Below are 13207 nucleotides of genomic sequence, written 5' to 3'. Positions count from 1 at the left end.
CTCGTGCCAGATGCCCCGACCAGCTACAACTCGTCTTCAACATCCGCTTTCGCCGCGGTCGAGCAGGAGATCCTGCGGGCGTGCCGCGACGCCAAACGTGAGCGAGCGTCAGTCACGCTGATCGCCGTGTCGAAGACCTTTGCGGCGGATGCGATCGAGCCGGTCATTGCGGCCGGCCAGCGCGTGTTCGGCGAGAACCGGGTGCAGGAAGCCAAAGGAAAATGGCCGGCCCTGATGGCGGCGCATCCGGGGCTGTCGCTGCACTTGATCGGACCGTTGCAGTCCAACAAGGCCAAGGAGGCGGTGGCGCTGTTCGACGCCATTCATTCGGTGGATCGTCCGAGCTTGTGCGCCGCGCTCGCCAAGGAAATTGCCGCGCAGAACAGGCATCCGCAACTGTTCGTTCAGATCAACACCGGCGAGGAGCCGCAGAAGGCGGGCATCGCGCCGGGCGAAGCCGACGCGTTCGTTGCGGCCTGCCGCAAGGATTATGGGTTGGAGATTTCCGGCCTGATGTGCATCCCGCCGGTCGACGAGGCGCCGGGTCCGCATTTCGCGCTGACAGCCAAGATCGCGGCGCGCAACGGCCTTGCGAATCTGTCGATGGGCATGAGCGCCGATTTCGCCACGGCCATTCAGTTCGGCGCTACGCATGTGCGTGTCGGCTCGGCGATCTTCGGGCACCGCTGACGGCCCACGCTCCGGCTGAGGCCGCGACTCCCAACGACGGACGTCGTCACGCGAAGCGCACCGATACCCGCCCGAGGTCCCCAAAATCGACGGCCATCGTATCGCCACTGCCGATCGGCAACGGCGGATGGCAGGTGCCGGTCGTGACCACCTGCCCTGCCCGCAACGTCAGTCCCAGCGCGCCGAGCTCGTTGACCAGCCACGCCAGCGCCACGCGGGGATCGCCGAGCACGTTGCGGCCGTGGCCGATGAAGTCCCGGCCGCTCAGCGTGATCCGGGGACGTTCCTCGACCAGATCGCGGCTGCGCCAATCTGCGGCCGTCGGAGCGCCCAGCACAAACAGATGTGCGCAGGCATTGTCGGCGATCAGCTGCGCCTCGCCGGCCGTGACGAAATCGGCGAACCGCGAATCAGGGATCTCGATAGCCGGATGCAGCGTGGCCACGGCGGCGAGCACCTCGCCGACGTCGTAGGGCGTGGTCCGCGGCGCCAGGTCGCTGGCCATGCGAAAGGCGAATTCCGGCTCCGCGACCCGCATCGCATTGCCGGCCATCGGTGCCGTGCCGCCATCGGGCAGCACGGTCTCGGCGAGAATCCGGCCCGCCAGCGGTCCGGCCACGTTGATGTGGCGCTGCCCGGCTTCGCTGGTCGCCGCGATCTTCCAGCCGAACAAGGGCGTGCTGGATTGTGACTCGATCTCTGCCTGGATGGCGTAGCCCTCGGCACGGTTGCGTGGCTGCAGATCTGGCGGCAATGCCGCGAACTTGCTGCCCTCGCGCCAATGCTCACGCAGGATCCGCGAAGCCGATACGGCCTGGCTCGGCGTGAGCATGGTGTCCTCCCTCAGAATCTTGTCATTCGATGATGATCCTGGTGCGCGGGCCGATGCTTTGCAACAGCCGCAGCATTGCCGACTGGGTCATGGCCACGCAGCCGGCCGTGGGGCCGAAATTCGGCCGCGCCAAATGCAGGAACACAGCGCTGCCGCGTCCGGCGATCCGGGGCCGCGTGTTGTGGTCGATCTCGATGATGAAGTCATAGAGATGATCGCTGCGCGCCAGCCGGTCCCCCGGCTGATCGCCGTGCAGCCGGAACGGCCTGTTGTAGCGGCGATCGGCCGGATCCTCGCACCAGGCGTCCTCGGGGCCGATCGGCCGGACGGGAAGCCGGGTCTGCGGCCGTCGGTGGCGGTCGGCCCGCCACCACAGCCGGCGTGGCCGGAAACTGCCGCGAGGGGTGCCGCCGTCGCCCTCGCGCTTGTTGGCCAGGATGCCACCGCGGCCCAAGGCAACGGGGATGATCGGTCCGGTCATGACCAGCCAGCCGCGCTGCGGATTCCCGGCGGCGGCCCGGATTCGGATCGTGGTAGTTGGCATGCCAGCCGATCCCTTTGCATCCTTTGCATAATGATATGAAACAACGTGCCTTTTCATTGCCATGCATTGCCCGTCAATTGCCTTAATGTCGGCAAATGGTCCCGCGCGGGGGGCACACAGGACATTCACCTCATTCCCTTCCCAAATCTGGAGTACAGTGTCGGGCGCTTGTGAATCGGTAACAGCCCCCTACTTCAAGACGAAACAGGGCTGATGAGCCTGTTTTGCCCACCGTCGAAGGCGCCCATCATTCGATCCCGCCGGCGCCAGCAAGAGGATTTTTACCAATGGCCAATGCCCGCAAGATCCTGATCGTTGATGACGATACCGATCTGCGCGACACACTGATGGAGCAGCTGTCGCTGCATGACGAGTTCGAGGCTCAGGCGGTCGATACCGGCGCCAAGGGCGCCAGCGCGGCAAAGGCCAATTCCCCCGATCTGGTCCTGATGGATGTCGGCCTGCCCGACACCGACGGTCGCGAGGTGGTGCGCAGTCTGCGCAAGGGCGGTTTCAAGGCCCCGATCATCATGCTGACCGGGCACGACACCGATTCGGATACGATCCTGGGGCTGGAATCCGGCGCCAATGACTATGTCGCCAAGCCGTTCCGCTTCGCCGTGCTGCTGGCGCGCATTCGCGCACAGCTGCGCCAGCACGAGGCCAGCGAGGATGCGGTGTTTTCGGTCGGTCCGTACAGCTTCCGCCCCGGCTCGAAGATGCTGACCGGCGCGAACGCCCGCAAGGTCAGGCTCACGGAAAAGGAAACGGCCATCCTGCGGTTCCTCTACCGCGCCGGCCAGCAGCCGGTGTCGCGCGAGACGCTGCTCCAGGAGGTGTGGGGCTACAATTCCGGCGTCACCACCCACACGCTGGAAACGCATATTTACCGTTTGCGGCAGAAGATCGAGAAAGATGCCGCCAATCCAGAGATTCTGGTCACGGAGGCCGGTGGCTACAAGCTGGTGCCGTGATACGTTCGGGGATGGCGGTCCGCCGTCTATGATATTGGATTAATTCTGCCTTCCCCGGGCTCTCGATGTCGATCGAAGATGATATTGCGCTGTTGGAGCGCGTCCCGACGCTGCGGCTGTTGGGACGCGAATCACTGCGCATGCTTGCGATCGGGTCCGAGCCGCGCAACATCCAGAGCGGCGAGGCGCTGTTCCGCGAGGGCGACACGGCTGATTGCGGCTATGTGGTGCAGCGCGGCTCGCTGCGCGTCAGTGACCAGGTGGGAGCCGAGGTCGTCGCCACGCCGGGCATGCTGATCGGCGAGCTGGCGCTGCTGGTGGAGATGCGGCGCCCTGCGACCGCGACGGCCCTGGAATATGCGTCGGTGGTTCGGCTTTCGCGCAGCCTGTTCCAGCGCGTGTTGGAAAGCGATGCTGTCGCGGCACGGCGGCTGCGCGAGGAGTTCGCCAATCGTGCGACACGGCTGGCCGGCGATATCCTGAAGGCCGGCGCCAAGCTGATGTCGTGACCTCTAGATCATGAGGCTTTTCCACGGAAACGCATCATGAACTTTCCCCTCTGTTTAAGCATGATCTTTTCGGGAAACCGGTTCCCACTTTTCTGGATCATGCCTAGACGTCGAGCGTCACTGTCACGGGGACATGGTCCGACGGACGCTCCCAGCTGCGGGCATCGCGCAGGATGCTGAAATCGGTGACATTGTCCTTGAGCGCGCGCGACACCCAGATGTGGTCGAGCCGCCGGCCGCGATTCCCGACAGTCCAGTCGGCGGCGCGGTAGCTCCACCAAGTGTAGACCTTCTCCGACATCGGAATCCGCTCGCGGGCAACGTCGACCCATTCGCCGTGGCTCTGCGCGGCCAGCAGCTTCTCGCATTCGATCGGTGTGTGCGACACCACCTTCAGAAGCTGCTTATGCGACCAGACATCGTGCTCGTGAGGCGCGACATTGAGGTCGCCGACCAGGATGTGGCGGTCGTCGCCGCGCGGATGCAACGGCTCGCACGCTTTCATCTCGTCGAGGAATTGCAGCTTGTGCTCGAATTTCTCATTGAGCGCGGGATCGGGAATGTCGCCGCCGGCGGGCACGTAGAAATTATGCAGCACCAGTGGCCGGGCCAGCTGCGCCTTCTCGCCGAACGCCACCGTGATGTGACGCGAATCCACCTTGTCGCAGAACGTTCGGACATGGGTGGTCTCGAACGGCCATTTCGAGATCACGGCGACGCCGTGATAGCCCTTCTGGCCGTTCAGCGCGATGTGCTCATAGCCGAGCCGCTTGAAGCGCTTCAGCGGGAAGGCATCGTCGATGCACTTGGTCTCCTGCAGGCACAGCACATCGGGCCTGACCTGCTTGATGAGCTTGGCGACGAGATCGATGCGCAGGCGCACCGAATTGATGTTCCAGGTGGTCAGGACGAGCCGCATGAGGCCCGCGTCATACCACGGATTGCGCCGGTGTCAGCGCGCTGGAGCTGGCTGCGGGCGGCGCGTTGGCCTGCCTTATCCCCAGCTATGTCGTGGCGATCGCAGCGAGGCCCCAGGGGAGGAAGCTCTCTGTGGATGTGAAAAGCAGGTCGGCCGAACGTGGCGTTTGCTCGCTCTCCGCTAGCGTCCTGCTCAGCGTCGCCGGGCCTCGATCACGTCCCACATGCGGGCGGCGATGTCGGGCCCGCCCAGGCGCGAGATCGCGCGAATGCCGGTCGGCGAGGTCACGTTGATCTCGGTGAGATTGCCGTCGATCACGTCGATGCCGACCAGCAACAGGCCGCGGGCGCGCAATTCCGGTCCCAGAGTATCGCAGATCTCGCGTTCGCGCGGGCTGAGCTCGGTGGCCTGCGCGGCGCCGCCGCGCACCATGTTGGAGCGCAGATCGTCGGCCGCCGGGACGCGGTTGACGGCGCCGGCGAACTCGCCGTCGACCAGGATGATGCGCTTGTCGCCATGCTTCACCTCGGGAAGGAAGCGCTGGATCACCCAGGGCTCCTTGAAGGTCACCGAGAACATGTCGAACAGTGAGCCGAAATTCATGTCCTGCGGCATCACCCGGAACACGGCCGCGCCGCCATGGCCGTGCAGCGGCTTCATCACCACGGCACCGTGCTGAGCGCGGAAGGCGTTGATCTCGTCGAGATCGCGCGAGATCAGCGTCGGCGGCATCAGCTGCGGGAAGTTCATGACGAACAGCTTTTCCGGCGCGTTGCGCACGCTCGCGGGATCGTTGACCACCAGCGTCTTCGGATGGATCCGCTCCAGGAAATGCGTCGACGTGATGTAGGCGAGATCGAACGGCGGATCCTGCCGCAACAGCACGACGTCGAAGGAGGCCAAGGCAGTCGGCTTCGGCTCGCCCAGCGTGAAATGATCGCCGATTTCATCGCGCACGGCCAAGGCCTGCACCGGCGCGTACAGCTCCTCGCCGCGCAGCGAGAGCTTGTCGGGCGTGTAGTAGGACAGGCCATGGCCGCGCCGCTGCGCTTCCAGCAGCAGCGCGAAGGTCGAATCGCCGCGGATATTGATGCGCGCGATCGGATCCATCTGGACGGCGACATTCAGTTTCATGGGCAGGTCCCTGCTCGCTGCAGTGAGGTCATGTCAGGTGCTGGCGTCGAATGCCGCTATCAGATGGCGCGGCAGGCTGCGCGGCGCAACGAGAATCGCGTCGAACCGCAGCTCGAATTCGGCATGTTCGGGATGCGTCATCAGCCAGGCCAGCGCGGCATCGATGATGCGCTGCTGCTGACGCGGCGTCACCGCATAGGCGGCATCGTCGAGCGAGGCACGGGCCTTGACCTCCACGAAGGCGACGAGGTCGCGCTTGCGCGCGATGATATCGATTTCGCCATGCGGCGTGCGGAAGCGCTTGGCGAGGATGCGATAGCCCTTGGCGATCAGCAGCGCGGCGGCGCGCGCTTCCGCCGAAAGCCCGGTACGAAACGCGGCGACGCGTTCAGGCGCGGCTGGCTTGGAAGGCTTGGCCGTGCTGGTGTGCTCAGCCTTCGCCATCGGCCTCTCCCGCCCGCTTGGCCTTGGCGAGATCGAGGGCGCGCGCATAGACCTCGCGCCGCGGACGGCCTGAGAGTTCGACGGCGTGCATGACAGCGTCCTTGACGCTCGACCGTTGCAGCAGATCCGCGAGCAGCGCGTCGAGCTGATCCGTCGTCAGCACCTCGGCATCGCGTGGCGGCGGTCCGATTACCAGCACGAACTCGCCGCGGGTTTCCAGCTCATTGGCCTGCGCCGCCAGCTCGCTGATCGCGCCCCGCAGGACCTCCTCGTGGAGCTTTGTCAATTCGCGGCAAATCGCCGCCTGGCGTCCGGGCAGGCCGTCAGCGAGATCCGCCAGACACTCCTGCACCCGGTTGCCGGACTCGAACATCACCAACGTCGCCTCGACACGCGCCAACTCGGCCAGCCGCGCGCGTCGCGCCTGCTGCTTGGCCGGCAGGAAGCCTTCGAAAAAGAAGCGGTCGGTCGGCAGTGCCGCCACGCTCAAGGCGGCCAGCACCGCCGAGGGGCCGGGCAATGCGGTCACGGCATGACCGGCCCCACAAGCTTCGCGCACCAGCTTGTAGCCGGGATCCGAAATCAACGGCGTGCCGGCATCGGACACGAGCGCGATGGCGGCGCCCTCGGCCAGGCGCTGCAGGATCCTCGGCCGGACGGCTTCGGCATTGTGCTCGTGATAGGCGGCGAGTTCCGACGACAGGCCGTAGCGTTCGGTCAGCCGCCGCGTAATCCGCGTGTCCTCGCACAAGATGACCTCGACACCGGCCAGCGTCTCCAGCGCCCGGAGCGTGATGTCGGCGAGATTGCCGATCGGCGTCGCCACGAGATAAAGTCCCGGTCGCGCCTTCGGGGCTGTCACGCGGTGTCCGGCCACCACATAGCCCTGCGTGGTGGCAGATATGGTGGAAGAATTGCCGGGGTTCGGCGACATGTTCGAGGTTGTGTGCGCGCCCATCGGGGTAATTTAAATGGCCCGGCCGGGGAAAGCCACCGCGGAACGGGCGTCCGGCCGATCGACCTTCCGATCCAGACGGGGGTGTCCCGTTCATCGGAGCTTCAAGTTCGGAACGGCAAGTTCGGAACGGTCAAGGAAGCGGCAGCGTGCGAGCGGGGGATATGCCGTGCAAAACGTCGAATTGATCGGCTCTGTGGCCCTGACAGCCTTTTGTTTTGCTTAACTATTCATCGACAATATGAATGAATCAGTGCGACCCGAGGGGCGTGCGATAAAGGAACTTCTGGCCGTCTCGGCCGAACGAAGAGATGCCATGGTGGGCCCGCGTCATCCCAAGTCTCACGGTCCCAGGTCTTTCGGCCTCAAGTCTCACGGCCCGGGCGCGCATGGTGTCGCCCGGCGTACGGCGCTGGGGCTGATCCTTGGCGCGCCGCTGTTGTCGGCCTGCTCTGGCGTGCAGCAGGGCATGAGCATCCCTAACCCGTTCGAGCAACCGACCGGCCCCTCCGGGCCACCGCTGCAACCGGCGGTAGCCGGCAACGGCCAGGTCAAGGTCGGGCTGCTGCTGCCCTTGTCGGCTTCGGGCAATGCGGGCATTGCGGCGCAGTCGATGAAGAACGCCGCCGAGATGGCGCTCGCCGAGTTCCAGAACCCCAATATCCAGCTGTTGATCAAGGATGACGCCGGCAGTCCGCAAGGTGCGCAACAAGGCGCGCAACAGGCCTGCGATGAGGGCGCCGAGATCATTCTCGGGCCGCTGTTCGCCGGCTCGGTGCCGTCGACCGCCCAGGTCGCACGTACGCGCAACATCTCGGTGATCGCCTTTTCCACCGATTCGAGCGTCGCCGGCCGCGGCGTGTATTTGCTGAGCTTCCTGCCGGAGTCCGATGCGATCCGGATCGTCGATTATTCGGCGAGTGTCGGTAAGCGCTCCTTCGCGGCGCTGCTGCCCGACAACGCCTATGGCACGGTGGTCGAAGGCGCGTTCAAGACGGCGGTCAGCCGGCGCGGCGGCCGGATCGTGGCCTTCGAGAAATATAGCGGCGATCGCAACACGGCGGCGCGCACCGTGGCGCAGTCGCTCGGCGGGGCCGACGCGCTGTTGCTCGCCGATGACGGCGATTCGGTGGTTGCGACGGCGGATGCGCTGACGGCGGCGGGCGCCAATCTGCGCAACATCCAGCTGCTCGGCACCGGGCTGTGGGACAATCCGCGGGTCTACAACAGCGCCAGCCTCCAGGGTGGCCTTTACGCGGCGCCCGATCCCGCAGGTTTCCGCGCGTTTGCCGGCCGCTACCGCACACGGTTCGGCGGCGATCCCGTGCGCACGGCGACGCTGGCTTATGATGCGGTCGCCCTGGTGGCGGCGCTGGCGCGGACGCAAGGCGCGCAGCGTTTCGCGCCGGACGTGCTGACCAACGCGTCCGGCTTTGCCGGCATCGACGGCTTGTTTCGTTTCCGCAGCGACGGCACCAATGAGCGCGGGCTCGCGGTGATGCGAGTCGGCTCAGGGGGCGGGCAGGCTGTCGCCGGTGCGCCCAAGAGCTTTAACGCCACATAGCTTCAACGCCACACAAAAGCGCGCAGCGTCAGGCGGCGAGATCGGCCACGACGGCGTCGAGCACCGGAAAGCCGTCCTGCGTCACCCGCAGGCGACCGTCTCCATCGACGATGATCGCGCCCTCCTCGCGCAGCAGCGCGATGCGGCGCGGATCAAGCTGCCGTCCCGAGATCGCGGCATAGCGCTGGGGGTCGATGCCCTCGGCGAGCCGCAGCCCCATCAGCAGGAATTCGTCGGCGCGCTCCTCGCGGTTGAGCTCATCGTCGGTCATCACGCCATGACCGTTGGATTCGACCCGCATCAGCCAGGCTTCCGGCCGCTTGTCGGTCGCGATGGCGTGCCTGATGCCGTCGATGTCGAGCCGGCCATGGGCGCCGGGACCGATGCCGGCATATTCCTGGCCGCGCCAATAGACGAGATTGTGCCGGCACTCCGCGCCCGGCCGTGCATGATTGGAGATCTCATAGGCCGGCAGGCCGTGACGCGCACAGACCTCCTGCGTCACATCGTACAGCGTGCGCGCCAGACCCTCGTCCGGTGTCTTCAGCTTGCCGGCGGCGTGCAGGCCGAAGAACGGCGTGCCCTCCTCGATCGTCAGCTGATACAGCGACAGATGCTCGGCCGCCTCGCCGATGGCGCGGGTCAATTCCTCGGTCCACATCGCCGGCGTCTGGTCAGGCCGGGCATAGATCAGGTCGAACGAATAGCGCGCGAAGGCCTGCCGCGCGATGGCCACCGCTTTCATGGCTTCCTCGGCGGTGTGCAGGCGGCCCAGCATTTTCAGCGAGGCGTCGTCCATGGCCTGGACGCCGAGTGACACGCGGTTGACGCCGGCGGTGCGATAGCCAGCGAACCGGGTCGCCTCGACGCTGGTCGGATTGGCCTCCAGCGTCACCTCGACATCGCCTGCAACATGCCAGTGCCGGCCGATGGCATCGAGAATGGCGCCGACGGTCTGCGGCTGCATCAGCGACGGCGTGCCGCCGCCGAGAAAGATCGAGGAGACGGTGCGCGCGCCGGTGCGCGCGGCGGTGGTCTCGATTTCCCTGGCGAAGGCGCGGGCGAAGCGGTCCTGGTCGATGGCTGTGTGGCGGACGTGGCTGTTGAAGTCGCAATACGGACATTTCGACAGGCAGAACGGCCAGTGCACATAGACGCCGAACGCTTCGCTGTCAGCGCTGGTCAAGGCAGATCTCCGCAAGCTTCACGAAAGCACGGGCCCGATGCGACAGGCCGAGGCCGAGCGGCGGCAGGCCGTGCTTCTCGACGCTCGTCATCTCGCCGAAGGTGCGATCATGTCCCTCGGGCAGAAACATCGGGTCGTAGCCGAAGCCGGCGGAGCCGCGCGGCGGCCACACCAAGGTGCCGTCGACGCGCGCCTCGACCTCCTCGATATGCCCGTCCGGCCAGGCCACGCACAGCGCCGAGACGAAATGCGCGCCGCGTTTGTCCGGTCCGGTCGCACCGCGCTCCTGGAGCAGACGCTCGATCCGGGTCATCGCGGCCGTGAAATCCTTGTCCGGCCCGGCCCAGCGGGCCGAGTAGATGCCCGGCGCGCCGTCCAGTGCATGGACGACGATGCCGGAATCATCGGCAAAGGCCGGCAGCTGCGCGGCCTCCGCGGCGGCCACGGCCTTGATGCGTGCATTTGCCTGGAATGTCTCGCCGGTCTCGTCCGGCTCGCCGAGACCGAGTTCGCCGGCTGATACGGCCTCGACGCCATGGGGGGCCAGCAGCTCGCGCATCTCGGCCAGCTTGCCGGGATTGTGGGTCGCGATAACGATGCGACCGCTGAGCTTGCGATGGCTGCTGCTCACGCGACTGCCATCTTCTGCAGATCGACCAGCCGGGCCACGCCCTTGCGCGCCAGCGCCATCAGCGCCAGGAACTCGGCCTCGGTGAATGGGGTCTTCTCCGCCGTGCCCTGCACCTCGATGATGCGGCCATCGCCGGTCATGACGAAATTGGCGTCGGTCTCGGCCTCGGAATCCTCGGCATAGTCAAGGTCGAGCACTGGCGTGCCGTTGTAGATGCCGCAGGAGATCGCGGCGACATTGGCGCGCAAGACCTCGGTCTTCAGCATGTTGCGGGTCTTCATCCATTTGATGCAGTCGGCGAGCGCGACCCAGGCCCCGGTGATCGACGCCGTGCGGGTGCCGCCATCGGCCTGCAGCACGTCGCAATCGACCGTGATTTGGCGCTCGCCGAGCGCCTCCAGGTCGATCGCTGTGCGCAGCGAGCGGCCGATCAGGCGCTGGATCTCGACCGTGCGGCCGGTCTGCTTGCCAGCGGAGGCCTCCCGCCGGGTCCGTTCCAGGGTGGCGCGCGGCAGCATGCCATATTCGGCCGTGATCCAGCCGCGGCCCTGGCCCTTGAGCCATGGCGGCAGCCGATCCTCCAGTGTGGCGGTGACCAGCACATGAGTGTCGCCGAACTTCACCAGGCAGGAGCCCTCGGCGTATTTGACGACGCCCCGCTCCAGGCTCACGGGTCGCAATTCATCCGGTGCACGGCGGCTCGGCCGCATGATTCTCTCCGTGGCAGGGCAAAGACGGGTGTTAAACGGCCTTGTAGGAGCCGGGGCCGGCAGCGGCAAGGGCTTATCAGGGTGGATCGCGCCAGGGGGCCCCTGCGCAAAGGAGGCCCCTGCTCAAGACCAGCTTGCCACCGAGCCGCCGCATGGACACATTATAGGCAACTGGGGAGGAGAGTCTCTGGTGGCCCACCACGATCCGATCAACCTGATGACACCGCCGGCGGGGCTCGCGCAGCTCAATGAGCGCTCGCGCGAGATTTTTCGCCAGATCGTCGAAAGCTATCTGGCGACCGGCGAGCCGGTCGGCTCGCGCAATATCTCGCGTCTGATCGCGGTTCCGCTGTCGCCTGCGTCGGTGCGCAACGTCATGGCCGATCTGGAACAGCTCGGCCTGATCTATGCGCCGCATACCTCCGCCGGCCGTTTGCCGACCGAGGCGGGGCTCCGCTTCTTCGTCGACGCCCTGATGCAGGTCGGTGACATGACCGAGGCGGAGCGGCAATCGATCCAGAGTCAGCTCGCGTCCGTCGGACGGGCGCAGTCGGTGGAAGCTGCCCTCGACGAGGCGCTGACGCGGCTTTCCGGCCTGACCCGTGCCGCTGCCGTGGTTCTGACGGCGAAATCCAACACCCGGCTCAAGCATATCGAGTTCGTGCGGCTGGAGCCGGAGCGGGCGCTGGTGGTGCTGGTCGGCGAGGACGGCCAAGTCGAAAATCGTGTGCTGGCGCTGCCACCCGGCGTGCCATCCTCGGCGCTCACCGAGGCCTCAAACTTCCTCAATGCCCGGATCAGGGGACGCACCCTGGCGGAAGCGCGGCTCGAGCTGGAGACCGCGCTGGCGCAAGATCGCGCCGAGCTCGATCAGCTGACCCAGAAGGTGATTGCGGCCGGTGTCGCGAGCTGGTCGGGCGGCAACAGCGAAGATCGCCAGCTGATCGTGCGCGGCCACGCCAATCTGCTCGAGGATCTGCACGCGCTCGAAGATCTCGAACGGGTCAGGCGGCTGTTCGACGATCTCGAGACCAAGCGCGGCGTCGTCGACCTCTTGGGGCGCGCCGAGAATGCCGACGGCGTCCGCATCTTCATCGGCTCGGAGAACAAGCTGTTTTCGCTGTCGGGCTCATCGACGATCGTGTCGCCTTATTCCGACGCCACCGGCCGCATTGTCGGCGTGCTCGGCGTGATCGGTCCGACCCGGCTGAACTATGCCCGCGTGATACCGACGGTCGATTATGCGGCGCGCCTGGTCAGCCGGCTGCTCGGTGGCTGATGCGCGATCGGTCCGGTTAACCCTGCGATCGCGCGGAGCCGCGAGCCCGCGCTTGATTTTCGCTGACTAAAGCACGATATCCCGCCCGACATCCAGAAAACCCGTTCAGCCGAACTTGCGAGAAGTCTGTCCATGACCGATCCCGACCTGCATAAAAACGATCCGGAAAACCCGGCGCAGGCCAGCGAACCCGTCGTCTCCAAACCCTATATCATGCCCGACGACCCCGAGACCGGCTCAGCAGAGGCACTGGCAAAGGAAGCCGCCGACGCGCGCGACAAGATGTTGCGCACGCTGGCGGAGATGGAGAATCTGCGCAAGCGCACGGCCCGTGAGGTTGCCGATGCCCGCATCTACGGCATCACCGGCTTCGCGCGCGACGTGCTCGATATCGCCGACAATCTGCAGCGTGCGCTCGATGCCGTGCCGGCCGAGACGCGGGCCAATGCCGATCCCGGCCTCAAGGCGCTGATCGAAGGCGTCGAGCTGACCGAGCGCTCGCTGCTCAACACGCTGGAGAAGAACGGCGTCAAGAAATTCGATCCGACCGGACAGAAGTTCGACCCGAACTTCCAGCAGGCGATGTACGAGGTCCCCGATGCCTCGGTGCCGTCGGGCACGGTGGTGCAGGTCGTACAGGCCGGGTTCATGATCGGCGAGCGCGTGCTGCGTCCGGCGCTGGTCGGCGTGTCCAAGGGCGGCGCGAAGCCGGCGCCCGCTGCGAACAGCGATCAGCCCAACAACGCGGCCTGACGGCGGCGCCCAAGTCCAAGCGAATCAGAAAGCCACGGGCTGTGAGCTCGTGGCTTTCTCTTTTTTAAGCCGTGGCGCTGGTT

Annotated in this window: 15 protein-coding genes; 6 read left to right on the top strand and 9 right to left on the bottom strand. The window is 66.0% G+C overall.

Going from position 1 to position 13207, the window contains the following annotated elements:
- The first annotated feature begins 3 nt into the window (after positions 1-3).
- The gene (locus tag ACVIJ6_RS10710; RefSeq protein ID WP_456772685.1) at positions 4-690 is read left to right on the top strand and encodes a YggS family pyridoxal phosphate-dependent enzyme; all 687 of its coding nucleotides are present in this window, start codon (positions 4-6) and stop codon (positions 688-690) included.
- Between the two features lie 46 nt (positions 691-736).
- Here ACVIJ6_RS10710 and ACVIJ6_RS10705 read toward each other — a convergent pair whose 3' ends face one another.
- Both ACVIJ6_RS10705 and ACVIJ6_RS10700 read right to left on the bottom strand, forming a co-directional pair.
- The gene (locus tag ACVIJ6_RS10705) at positions 737-1522 is read right to left on the bottom strand and encodes a 2-keto-4-pentenoate hydratase (protein ID WP_456772684.1); all 786 of its coding nucleotides are present in this window, start codon (positions 1520-1522) and stop codon (positions 737-739) included.
- A gap of 22 nt (positions 1523-1544) precedes the next feature.
- A complete protein-coding gene (locus ACVIJ6_RS10700) occupies positions 1545-2066 on the bottom strand; it encodes a L,D-transpeptidase family protein (RefSeq protein ID WP_456772683.1) in 522 nt (173 codons plus the stop codon).
- Between the two features lie 287 nt (positions 2067-2353).
- Between ACVIJ6_RS10700 and ACVIJ6_RS10695 the strand changes: the two genes are divergently transcribed.
- Positions 2354-3040 (top strand): response regulator transcription factor, encoded by a 687-nt coding sequence (locus tag ACVIJ6_RS10695; RefSeq protein ID WP_006612692.1) that lies wholly within the window; start codon positions 2354-2356, stop codon positions 3038-3040.
- Between the two features lie 65 nt (positions 3041-3105).
- On the top strand, positions 3106-3549 hold the full coding sequence (locus ACVIJ6_RS10690) for a cyclic nucleotide-binding domain-containing protein (RefSeq protein WP_041750244.1): 444 nt from the start codon (positions 3106-3108) through the stop codon (positions 3547-3549).
- A 103-nt stretch (positions 3550-3652) separates the two neighbouring features.
- Here the strand turns inward: ACVIJ6_RS10690 and ACVIJ6_RS10685 are convergent, their stop codons facing one another.
- The 4 genes from ACVIJ6_RS10685 to rsmI all read right to left on the bottom strand — a co-directional run bounded on the left by ACVIJ6_RS10685 (position 3653) and on the right by rsmI (position 7004).
- The gene (locus ACVIJ6_RS10685) at positions 3653-4468 is read right to left on the bottom strand and encodes an exodeoxyribonuclease III (RefSeq protein ID WP_456772682.1); all 816 of its coding nucleotides are present in this window, start codon (positions 4466-4468) and stop codon (positions 3653-3655) included.
- A 192-nt stretch (positions 4469-4660) separates the two neighbouring features.
- Entirely contained in the window at positions 4661-5602 is a 942-nt protein-coding gene (gshB, locus tag ACVIJ6_RS10680; RefSeq protein WP_456772681.1) for a glutathione synthase, read from the bottom strand.
- Between the two features lie 33 nt (positions 5603-5635).
- Positions 5636-6046, bottom strand: a complete 411-nt coding sequence (locus ACVIJ6_RS10675) for a YraN family protein (protein ID WP_456772680.1) — start codon at positions 6044-6046, stop codon at positions 5636-5638.
- The gene (gene rsmI / locus ACVIJ6_RS10670) at positions 6033-7004 is read right to left on the bottom strand and encodes a 16S rRNA (cytidine(1402)-2'-O)-methyltransferase (RefSeq protein ID WP_456772679.1); all 972 of its coding nucleotides are present in this window, start codon (positions 7002-7004) and stop codon (positions 6033-6035) included. The genes ACVIJ6_RS10675 and rsmI overlap by 14 nt, the downstream gene beginning before the upstream one ends.
- 313 nt (positions 7005-7317) lie before the next feature.
- On the opposite strand from rsmI, the gene ACVIJ6_RS10665 reads away from it, so the two are divergent.
- Positions 7318-8565 (top strand): penicillin-binding protein activator, encoded by a 1248-nt coding sequence (locus ACVIJ6_RS10665; RefSeq protein ID WP_456772678.1) that lies wholly within the window; start codon positions 7318-7320, stop codon positions 8563-8565.
- A gap of 28 nt (positions 8566-8593) precedes the next feature.
- Here ACVIJ6_RS10665 and hemW read toward each other — a convergent pair whose 3' ends face one another.
- From hemW to rph, 3 genes are read right to left on the bottom strand one after another with little or no spacing between them, the layout of a single operon-like run.
- Positions 8594-9751: a radical SAM family heme chaperone HemW gene (gene hemW, locus ACVIJ6_RS10660; protein ID WP_456772677.1), complete on the bottom strand. Its 1158-nt coding sequence runs from the start codon at positions 9749-9751 to the stop codon at positions 8594-8596.
- Positions 9738-10382 carry an RdgB/HAM1 family non-canonical purine NTP pyrophosphatase gene (gene rdgB, locus ACVIJ6_RS10655; protein ID WP_456772676.1) on the bottom strand — a complete coding sequence of 215 codons (645 nt, stop codon included), beginning with the start codon at positions 10380-10382 and terminating at the stop codon, positions 9738-9740. The genes hemW and rdgB overlap by 14 nt, the downstream gene beginning before the upstream one ends.
- Complete coding sequence (gene rph / locus ACVIJ6_RS10650) at positions 10379-11092, bottom strand: ribonuclease PH (RefSeq protein ID WP_011942703.1); 714 nt, start codon at positions 11090-11092, stop codon at positions 10379-10381. Before rph ends, rdgB begins: the two co-directional genes overlap by 4 nt.
- Before the next feature lie 190 nt (positions 11093-11282).
- Here rph and hrcA point away from each other — a divergent pair, with 190 nt between their 5' ends.
- Together hrcA and grpE are read left to right on the top strand one after the other, a co-directional pair.
- Positions 11283-12371 carry a heat-inducible transcriptional repressor HrcA gene (gene hrcA, locus ACVIJ6_RS10645; RefSeq protein WP_456772675.1) on the top strand — a complete coding sequence of 363 codons (1089 nt, stop codon included), beginning with the start codon at positions 11283-11285 and terminating at the stop codon, positions 12369-12371.
- A gap of 132 nt (positions 12372-12503) precedes the next feature.
- Positions 12504-13124: a nucleotide exchange factor GrpE gene (gene grpE / locus ACVIJ6_RS10640; RefSeq protein ID WP_456772674.1), complete on the top strand. Its 621-nt coding sequence runs from the start codon at positions 12504-12506 to the stop codon at positions 13122-13124.
- Positions 13125-13207: the final 83 nt, after the last annotated feature.

This window comes from Bradyrhizobium sp. USDA 4369, assembly GCF_054056435.1.
The sequence above is the reverse complement of the archived record's forward strand: the minus strand, read 5'-3'. Positions and strand labels throughout refer to the sequence as shown.

What these genes read in the sequence shown, in the direction of transcription:
- ACVIJ6_RS10705 (WP_456772684.1), bottom strand. Translation starts at nt 1,522, where the DNA reads ATGCTCACGCCGAGCCAGGCCGTATCGGCTTCGCGGATCCTGCGTGAG.
- ACVIJ6_RS10700 (WP_456772683.1), bottom strand. Translation starts at nt 2,066, where the DNA reads ATGCCAACTACCACGATCCGAATCCGGGCCGCCGCCGGGAATCCGCAG.
- ACVIJ6_RS10695 (WP_006612692.1), top strand. Translation starts at nt 2,354, where the DNA reads ATGGCCAATGCCCGCAAGATCCTGATCGTTGATGACGATACCGATCTG.
- ACVIJ6_RS10690 (WP_041750244.1), top strand. Translation starts at nt 3,106, where the DNA reads ATGTCGATCGAAGATGATATTGCGCTGTTGGAGCGCGTCCCGACGCTG.
- ACVIJ6_RS10685 (WP_456772682.1), bottom strand. Translation starts at nt 4,468, where the DNA reads ATGCGGCTCGTCCTGACCACCTGGAACATCAATTCGGTGCGCCTGCGC.
- gshB (WP_456772681.1), bottom strand. Translation starts at nt 5,602, where the DNA reads ATGAAACTGAATGTCGCCGTCCAGATGGATCCGATCGCGCGCATCAAT.
- ACVIJ6_RS10675 (WP_456772680.1), bottom strand. Translation starts at nt 6,046, where the DNA reads ATGGCGAAGGCTGAGCACACCAGCACGGCCAAGCCTTCCAAGCCAGCC.
- rsmI (WP_456772679.1), bottom strand. Translation starts at nt 7,004, where the DNA reads ATGGGCGCGCACACAACCTCGAACATGTCGCCGAACCCCGGCAATTCT.
- ACVIJ6_RS10665 (WP_456772678.1), top strand. Translation starts at nt 7,318, where the DNA reads ATGGTGGGCCCGCGTCATCCCAAGTCTCACGGTCCCAGGTCTTTCGGC.
- rph (WP_011942703.1), bottom strand. Translation starts at nt 11,092, where the DNA reads ATGCGGCCGAGCCGCCGTGCACCGGATGAATTGCGACCCGTGAGCCTG.
- grpE (WP_456772674.1), top strand. Translation starts at nt 12,504, where the DNA reads ATGACCGATCCCGACCTGCATAAAAACGATCCGGAAAACCCGGCGCAG.